The organism is Bradyrhizobium sp. Leo78 (assembly GCF_059512425.1).
Genome location: NZ_JCAMOT010000098.1, coordinates 1 through 7,436 on the forward strand (window position 1 = coordinate 1; position 7,436 = coordinate 7,436).

Annotated in this window: 9 protein-coding genes; 1 reads left to right on the plus strand and 8 read right to left on the minus strand. The window is 60.8% G+C overall.

All coding sequences use genetic code 11. The features are described 5' to 3' along the window. Nucleotides 1-11 precede the first annotated feature (11 nt). On the minus strand, nucleotides 12-434 hold the full coding sequence (locus AC5ZG1_RS42960; protein WP_496136429.1) for a response regulator transcription factor: 423 nt from the start codon (nucleotides 432-434) through the stop codon (nucleotides 12-14). A gap of 83 nt (nucleotides 435-517) precedes the next feature. Then, the gene (locus AC5ZG1_RS42965; protein WP_496136437.1) at nucleotides 518-1,147 is read right to left on the minus strand and encodes a response regulator transcription factor; all 630 of its coding nucleotides are present in this window, start codon (nucleotides 1,145-1,147) and stop codon (nucleotides 518-520) included. Nucleotides 1,148-1,579: 432 nt separating this feature from the next. Here AC5ZG1_RS42965 and AC5ZG1_RS42970 point away from each other — a divergent pair, with 432 nt between their 5' ends. After that, a complete protein-coding gene (locus AC5ZG1_RS42970; RefSeq protein ID WP_496136430.1) occupies nucleotides 1,580-2,065 on the plus strand; it encodes a helix-turn-helix domain-containing protein in 486 nt (161 codons plus the stop codon). Nucleotides 2,066-2,279: 214 nt separating this feature from the next. Here the strand turns inward: AC5ZG1_RS42970 and AC5ZG1_RS42975 are convergent, their stop codons facing one another. From AC5ZG1_RS42975 to AC5ZG1_RS43000, 6 genes are all read right to left on the minus strand, one after another. Then, nucleotides 2,280-2,552 carry a hypothetical protein gene (locus AC5ZG1_RS42975; RefSeq protein WP_496136431.1) on the minus strand — a complete coding sequence of 91 codons (273 nt, stop codon included), beginning with the start codon at nucleotides 2,550-2,552 and terminating at the stop codon, nucleotides 2,280-2,282. Between the two features lie 444 nt (nucleotides 2,553-2,996). After that, a complete protein-coding gene (locus AC5ZG1_RS42980; RefSeq protein WP_496136432.1) occupies nucleotides 2,997-3,662 on the minus strand; it encodes a nitroreductase in 666 nt (221 codons plus the stop codon). Nucleotides 3,663-3,743: 81 nt separating this feature from the next. Continuing rightward, on the minus strand, nucleotides 3,744-4,700 hold the full coding sequence (locus AC5ZG1_RS42985; RefSeq protein ID WP_496136433.1) for an MBL fold metallo-hydrolase: 957 nt from the start codon (nucleotides 4,698-4,700) through the stop codon (nucleotides 3,744-3,746). 53 nt (nucleotides 4,701-4,753) lie between these two features. After that, nucleotides 4,754-5,143 (minus strand): cupin domain-containing protein, encoded by a 390-nt coding sequence (locus tag AC5ZG1_RS42990; protein WP_496136434.1) that lies wholly within the window; start codon nucleotides 5,141-5,143, stop codon nucleotides 4,754-4,756. Between the two features lie 67 nt (nucleotides 5,144-5,210). Then, nucleotides 5,211-5,963 carry an SDR family oxidoreductase gene (locus AC5ZG1_RS42995; RefSeq protein WP_496136435.1) on the minus strand — a complete coding sequence of 251 codons (753 nt, stop codon included), beginning with the start codon at nucleotides 5,961-5,963 and terminating at the stop codon, nucleotides 5,211-5,213. Between the two features lie 374 nt (nucleotides 5,964-6,337). Further along, the gene (locus AC5ZG1_RS43000) at nucleotides 6,338-7,228 is read right to left on the minus strand and encodes a cation diffusion facilitator family transporter (RefSeq protein ID WP_496136436.1); all 891 of its coding nucleotides are present in this window, start codon (nucleotides 7,226-7,228) and stop codon (nucleotides 6,338-6,340) included. Between the last annotated feature and the right edge of the window lie 208 nt (nucleotides 7,229-7,436).

Genomic DNA, 7,436 nt, shown 5'->3' on the forward strand with positions numbered 1-7,436 from the left:
ACCGCACGAAATTACTTCGCTGTCGTCGCTATCGCCGCAACTCTGCTCTGGCTAAGATAACTGTCCACGCGACCTAGCGCCTGTTCGAGGCAATCGACGAAAGTTTCTGCTTCAAAAGGCTTGCGGAGGAAAGAGGCGGCCCCACTCGACATCGCCCTTTCCTCGAGATCCGGCTCGGCGCGCGCGGTGATCATAATGACGGGCACTGCCCCATGATGTAGGCCGAGCTGCCGTTTGAGTTCGAAGCCATTCATCCCAGGCATCTGGATGTCGGTGATCGCGCAGGAAAACCGCTCGAGCTCGTGGGACGCGAGGAATTCTTCGGCGGAGGCGAACGTACGAACATCGTGGCCAAGCGATCGGATGAGGCTCGCCAGCGAGTCGCGCATGGACGGATCATCGTCCACGATCGAAATGAGATGTCCGTTCGCCATGCTGCAGCTCCTATCGAGCCGACCTCAAGCCAATCTCCACCCGGCATTGCGCGCTGTTGCTTGATCGTTCTCCGGAGCTTCGTTCAATCTGATCGGCTTTTCAATGTGTCCGCCATTCGAACAAGGTCGGCCAGCGAACGGGCGCCCATCTTTCGCATTGCGGCGCCGCGATGGATCTTGACTGTCACTTCGCTCAGATGGAGATCTGCGGCAATTTGCTTGTTCATCTTGCCGGCGGTGACCAATGCCATGACTTCGCGCTCCCGTGGCGAAAGCATCGCATAGCGATCGACGACGGCAACCGCTTGGCTTTCGCTGGCCCGCTGCAACCGATTGCGATTGATGGCGGCGGTTACCGCGTCGATCATGTCCTGGTCACGGAACGGTTTTGGAAGGAAATCGACCGCGCCGGCCTTCATGGCGCGGACGGTCATTGGAATGTCGCCATGGCCGGTCATCAGTACCACCGGCAAGCGTATCCCGAGTGTCGCAAGCTGTTCCTGGAAGTCCAGTCCGTTTGCTCCCGGCAGGCGGATATCGAGGACAATACAGCCGGGTTGTTCCGGTCGCCCCGCGCTCAGAAATTCCTGGGTTGAACCATAGGTCCGTGCAGTCATCCCAACCGTGCGAAGCAGGCTGGCAAGTCCAGCGCGCAGCGAGTCGTCGTCATCGACGATGTAAACGAGAGGGGGCTCGTCTGACACCTGGGGCATCTCAAATCCACCCGGCAGGAGGATGACTATCAATACCATGACGTCAGCCATCAGCATCATCACACGAAAGTATGATCGATGGCTAGAAAAGCGTGCCGCGTCATCGAATTTCCGGCCGCCCGTCGACAATGAGGGCGACCAGCGAGGGCATCGCCCGATCGCTCCGCATGCATTTTGTATGAAATATGCAAGTCTTGTTCGAATTGATCATTCGATTTGCCTCGCAGCCCCGATCGTTTGCAAGAACGAGGGTGGCAGGATCACCCGTACTCACACCAAGGTGTGAGACAATTAGACCCATGCACGATTGGCGCCGGGTGGCGCGTCAATCATCCTCGCCCGCACGCTCACAATGGGCCGATCTTCGCAGAACGGCTGGTCTCTCGTACTCGCTACAGAAGTGGCAAAAAAAATCTAACAGGGGAACGCGAGATGTTCAAAGCGCTGGATGAACGAGAAAACGAATCGTCAGTGTGGACGCTGCAAGCGCCAGCTACAGATGGATGCCCGGAGGTCTCGCCGCTACGACTTTTCACGGTTCGCTCGGCCGACAAGGCAGTCGCCCTTCTCCCCGGCCCCCATGTCCGGGGAGGCCTGCCCCCACGGGTGTTACGGCGAGTGCGCGAATACATTGATGCACACATCGAACAGCGGATCAGCGTCGAAGCGCTGGCCAAGCTCGCAAATCTTTCAGTTTGCTACTTCGTCCGCGCCTTTAAGCAATCTGTGGGCCTTACGCCACACGACTATCTGGTCCGCCGCCGAGTGGAGCGGACGATGGAGCTTTTGTCGGAGACGGATCTGTCACTTTCCGAGATCGCACTGGCGGCCGGCTTTTCCGACCAGAGCCATTGTGCGCGGCGCTTTCGCCAGCACGTCGGCATGTCACCGCGCGACTATCGCTGGTCGATACCATGAGGCTTTGCCGCCTTTAGAGCATGATGACTTCAGTTCGTTATCCCGCTTGTCCCTTCCATTTGAGCATGATCTCGGCGTAAAACGAGCCGCCTTTGCCGCGGGACTATTTTCAGCGGAGGGGTATGACATCGCCGAACGCAAGCGTGTTTCCGTCGCCAGAAGGCCATCAACCGATTGCTGCGTGTCTTGTCAAATCCGCGACTGACGGCAATTTTCAGCCACCACATTTGGTGGCCAAAGCATAGTTGCGCGCATCAATCTCGGAATCGAGGAGGGCGAGATCTCGTTCGCGATCGTTGCTGAGGATGCAACTCGCGGCCGCCTGGCGTGCCTTGACCGGATTCGTAGAATGAGAGGCGGCATAGGCGCGGCAAGTCTGCTCATTGTCGGCCGTACGGCTCGATTGGCTGCGCACCGCCGTCCAGCGGGTCAGGCGGCTTGGGGCAAAGTCAGAAGAACTCAGCGTGAGCAAATCTTGTTCGGCCATGCCACGCCAAGCGGACCTCGACGAGGGCCATTGCCACTTCGCCGATGGGGCCAGATGGTCCCCGACGTTTCACCATACAAACAGTTGCTCTAGTTTAATTCGAAATCAGGCCATTCACATTTTTAAGATTGGTAGATGAACGGCTCGAGAAACCGACGGATGCGACTGGAGGCTGGGCGAGGTATGTCGCCTTTAGGGCCATTAACGGAAGTGCACTTCAACGGTCTGAGTTTAGCCGCCCCTGTCGCGCATTGCTTTGAACCGCGTCTCAACCCGCGACGTCAAATCCTAGGCTTATAAAGGAGCTCGACGTAGTCCGGTCTACCTTCCACATCGGACGTTGCAGCGCTCGCGGCAGATCGACGCAAAGGGCCACTTGCTGCCGTAAGCAGATGCAGCGAACTATCCTCTGAAACCGGGCACTGGTCGAACAGAGGGCTGCGGCTAACCGCCGACGAACGTGACGGTCTCGTCGAGCGGGGCGCGGCCCGTACGGGCGTAACTCACCATGGGGTCCTCGTAGCCGATCGACATGCCGCAGAAGAGGATGAGCCCGTCCGAGGGTGACAGGAACTCCGCGACCGTCTCGCGAACCTGCGACCACGCCATTTGCGGGCAACTGTGCAGGCCTTCGGCGCGGAGCAGCAGCATGACGGTCTGCAGATACATCCCGACGTCGGCCCATTGGGGCCGGCCCAGGTCGCGGTCGATGTAGCAGAACAGGGCGGCGGGCGCGCCGAAACAGTTCCAGTTGCCGATGGCCGCCCGCTGGCGCGCCTCCCAGTCCTCGCGCGCGATGCCGAGCGCGCTGTAGCGCTCCTTGCCGAAGGCGGATCGGCGCTCCCCGTACGGGGACTTCAGCGCGGGCGGGTACATCTCGTACTGCCGCTCGTCCCAGGGGTCGCCGTGGCACACGCGTTCGACCGCGCGCGTCTTGAGCTCGGCCAGCGGCACGCCGGTCAGCACGTAGATGTTCCACGGCTGGATGTTCGATCCGGACGGCGACCAAGCGGCGGCGGACAGCACGTGCTCAAGCACTTCCCTCGACACCGGCTCGTCTTTGAATCCGCGCACCGCCCGTCGGCTTGTGACTGCCTCATATACGTCCATGATGATCGCCTCCCTGCCGCCGGCCACCCGTTTCGTTCAAACGCATGCGGTCGTCTCGTTCGGCCTAAACCCAACAAGCGGTCAGTACTCCCAGGGGCCCGGGACCCAACGAAAGACATCGCCGTCGAGCGCCACGTGGCAGACGGACGGGAACGACAAATGAGTGGCCACCAGCGACTCGCGGTTCGCCGCCAGCTCCCGCAAAAGACGGACCCGGACGCGGGCCGCCTCCTCGGGGTCGTGTTCGAAGCCGTTGTACCAGTCGGGGTGCTCGAACCCGACCTGGAATACGGCGTCGCCAGCGAACGTCAGCCGGTCGCTGCCGGATGCCAGGCGGACCACGCTGTGCCCGGGGGTGTGGCCGCCGGTGCGTGTGACGAGCACCCCCGGCGCCACCTCGTGCTTCTCCTCGAACGTCCGCAACTGGCGCTGGTACTCGTGCAAGAACCGCTTGGCCGTCCGCCGAAGCGCGTCCGGGAACCCCGGCGGCATGGAGACGCGGGAGAAATCGGGCGACTCCCAGAACTTGGTTTCGGCGGCCGCCACGTGGACCCGCAGGTCCGGACGCAGCCGGTCCCTCACTCCATCGATGAGCAGCCCGCCAATGTGGTCCATGTGCATGTGGGTGAGCACCACGTCGGTCACGGAGGCGAGATCGATGCCGGCGGCCTCTAGTCGCTGGACCGTCCGCCCGGCCCGTGGCAAGTCCGGAAACTCCGCCCCCATCCCAGCGTCGATGAGTATGGTCCGGCCGCCGCTACGCACCACGACCACGTTCAGCGCCCACTCCAGCACGTCCGATGGCAGGAACATGTCCTCCAGCCACGCCGCCCGGACGGCCGGGTCAATGTTGTGGCCCAACATCGCGCCTGGCAGCGATAGCACCCCATCGCTGACCACCATTACGTCAATCTCGCCGACCTTCAGTGCGTAGCGCGACGGAACCAACTCGGGCTCCGGTCTGCCGTGGACGTACTTCGCGTTCACCGTGTCGGCGCAGTGCTTGACCGAGGGCTGTGAGGCGTTGTCCAAGCTCATGTTTGTCTCCTGCTGACCACATTACCTTTCGTGTCCTTGGGTTGCCGTAACAGTCACTGTGCGGGCACGAGCGCCGGGGCGCCCTTGTCCTTGATCAAGAGCACCAGGAATTTCGCCGGCTGGGTGCTGCTTGCGTTCCGGTCGACGACGTGAACGTCGTCAGGGCCTTCATAGAAGCTCTGTCCTGGTGTCAGTGTTACCTGTTGTCCACCCTTCAGCTGCATCACGACGGAGCCCTCCAGCACGTACACAAACGCATGTGCATTGTGCCGGTGGATAGCGCTCGACTCGCCGGGCGCATGCTCGACCGTGATCATCAGAGCTTCCCTGCCGGGACTCTCCGGAAGATCCTTGGACATGAGCGCCGTGACCTTAGCCTCCTGAGCCGCCGCCGTGCCGGTCACGAGACACAGAACAACCAACGCAATGAGTTTGATCGTCATAGTCGCCTCTTTCCATTGTTGCGCGGGACCGGAACGTGGCAGACAAGGCGTACCCTTCGAGGCGGGATCAGGCTGCCGCCTGTGAGCGGCGGAGCCATTCGTCGAAACCGATGCGGCCGAGGCGCACCTCGCCCAACGGCACGAGCGAGTGCTCGTCAACCCGGCCGCCCCAGTATCGGGCCTCGGGATCGCTCACGACCTCGCGCGGGTCGCCAACCGCCTTCAGATAGCGAGCGACGATTTCGTTGAACGGCGCCCGTTCGGGGCCTGCGATCTCGACGATGCCATTGCGCGGCGGCGCGAGCGCCACATCGGCAACGTTGGCAGCAACGTCATCCGCTGCGATGGGCTGGAAGAGGACGGGCGGGAGCCTGACGATGTTTCCATCCGCACTTGAATCGGCGATGCCGCGGAGGAATTCCAGGAACTGGGTCGAACGGACGATGGTGTAGGGGATGCCGGAGGTCTTGATCAGTTTCTCCTGGGCGACCTTGGCGCGGAAATAGCCATTGTCTGTCCGGTCGATTGCGACGATGGATAGTGCGACATGGTGCCGGACGTTCGCTGCGGCCTCCGCCGCGAGCAGGTTACGGCCAGAGGTCTCGAAGAATTCCAGCACCGCCTCGTCTTCGAATGAGGGCGAATTGGCGAGGTCGATCACCACTTGCGCGCCGGCCATGGCCTCCTTGAGCCCCTCGCCGGTGATGGTGTTGACTCCGCTGTTGGGCGAGGCGGCGAGGACCTCATGGCCGGCTTGGCGCAGAATGGCGACGGTCTTCGAGCCGATCAGGCCGGTGCCACCGATCACGACGATCTTCATGGTCGATCCTCCCTTATCGATGACTGGAGATCCTAGATGATTGGAAGGTCCTTAAATGAGGTCGAGAAGACGGTTCGAAGGCAACCGGGACGAGATGTCGCCAGCATAGCGCGGCTTCTTAGATGTCGTCGACTGGTCAGCACTGCTGATCGATTTGTTCAAGGCGCCTGGATGGCTCATGTCCGAGTTGGGTCCAAAACCGGAAATACCCTGATCGAGCAGAAGGTTTCTGCTTAGGCCGACATCTGCGCCTTTAATGAGTACAGACCCTAAAGAGGTCTCAAGACGATCCTTTGTCGAAGGGATTTATGCCCCGCCGGTCCAACGGGCCGGCGGGGTCTTTTTTGCGTTCTTGGGCTGTGTACCCATACGGCTCAAAGCACAAGAACGCCTGAGTGCTTTGCTTTGCTTTCCGGCTCAACGTGAATGGTGATCCAGCTATGCTCATCGTCTCCGCGGAGTGCCGTTTCAATCCGATCGCAGATGTCGTGGGCCTGGTTGACTGACATCTCACCGGGAACGACGAGGTGGAACTCGATAAAAGTCATCCTGCCGGCGTGCCGTGTTCGAACGTCGTGAGCTTCTAATGCTCCCTCGGCATGTTCGCCGATGATCTGTCGAATCCGTGCGAGTGTCGCCCCTGGGACTGCTTCATCCATCAGCCCTCCTGTTGATTCTTTGAGAACCTGCCATCCCGACCACAAAATGTTCACTGCCACCAATACGGCCAAGGCAGGATCGAGGATTGGCAGGTTCAGAGCCACGGCGAGGGAGAGCCCGACCACAACGCCACCCGACGATATGACATCTGTAAGCAGATGTCGGCCGTCCGCAAGAAGAGCTGGCGATCGCAACCGCTTTCCGCGGGTGATGAGCACCCAACACCAAACGGCATTCAGAACGCTCGCCGTTCCGTTTACAACGAGGCCCTCGATCGGTGCCGAAAGCTGCCGCGGATGAAGGAAGCTGTCATGCGCCTCGCGGACGATCAGCAGCGCCGCGACCACGATCATCACCCCCTCGATCACCGCGCTGAAGTACTCGACTTTGTGATGACCGAATGGATGGTTTGCATCTGCAGGTTTGGAGGCGATTCGCACTGCTACAAGTGCAACGGCCGCCGTGACGACATTGACGATGCTTTCCAGGGCATCCGAGTAGAGCGCGACCGAACCCGTGAGCCAATAAGCCACGTACTTCAGGCCGAGCACGATCAGGCCGACAAGAAGACTGCCTACCGCAAGTTTGACGGCTTCCGAGCGCATATGTGTTGGTCCCAGCTAGGCGGCTGAGGTACTCAAGCCGCGAGCGGAGCGCAACGGCTGAACTGCAATGCGGCAACAGCTGGACGAGCAGTCCACACCCAGTTTTCGTCTAGGTCGCGTGGACAGTTATGTTAGCCAGAGCAGAGTTGCGGCGATAGCGACGACAGCGAAGTAATTTCGTGCGGTTTTTTCGTAGCGCGTAGCAACG

Excerpts from the sequence above, each read along its gene's own strand:
- AC5ZG1_RS42960 (WP_496136429.1), bottom strand. The coding sequence starts at position 434 with ATGGCGAACGGACATCTCATTTCGATCGTGGACGATGATCCGTCCATG.
- AC5ZG1_RS42965 (WP_496136437.1), bottom strand. The coding sequence starts at position 1,147 with ATGCCCCAGGTGTCAGACGAGCCCCCTCTCGTTTACATCGTCGATGAC.
- AC5ZG1_RS42970 (WP_496136430.1), top strand. The coding sequence starts at position 1,580 with ATGTTCAAAGCGCTGGATGAACGAGAAAACGAATCGTCAGTGTGGACG.
- AC5ZG1_RS42975 (WP_496136431.1), bottom strand. The coding sequence starts at position 2,552 with ATGGCCGAACAAGATTTGCTCACGCTGAGTTCTTCTGACTTTGCCCCA.
- AC5ZG1_RS42980 (WP_496136432.1), bottom strand. The coding sequence starts at position 3,662 with ATGGACGTATATGAGGCAGTCACAAGCCGACGGGCGGTGCGCGGATTC.
- AC5ZG1_RS42985 (WP_496136433.1), bottom strand. The coding sequence starts at position 4,700 with ATGAGCTTGGACAACGCCTCACAGCCCTCGGTCAAGCACTGCGCCGAC.
- AC5ZG1_RS42990 (WP_496136434.1), bottom strand. The coding sequence starts at position 5,143 with ATGACGATCAAACTCATTGCGTTGGTTGTTCTGTGTCTCGTGACCGGC.
- AC5ZG1_RS42995 (WP_496136435.1), bottom strand. The coding sequence starts at position 5,963 with ATGAAGATCGTCGTGATCGGTGGCACCGGCCTGATCGGCTCGAAGACC.
- AC5ZG1_RS43000 (WP_496136436.1), bottom strand. The coding sequence starts at position 7,228 with ATGCGCTCGGAAGCCGTCAAACTTGCGGTAGGCAGTCTTCTTGTCGGC.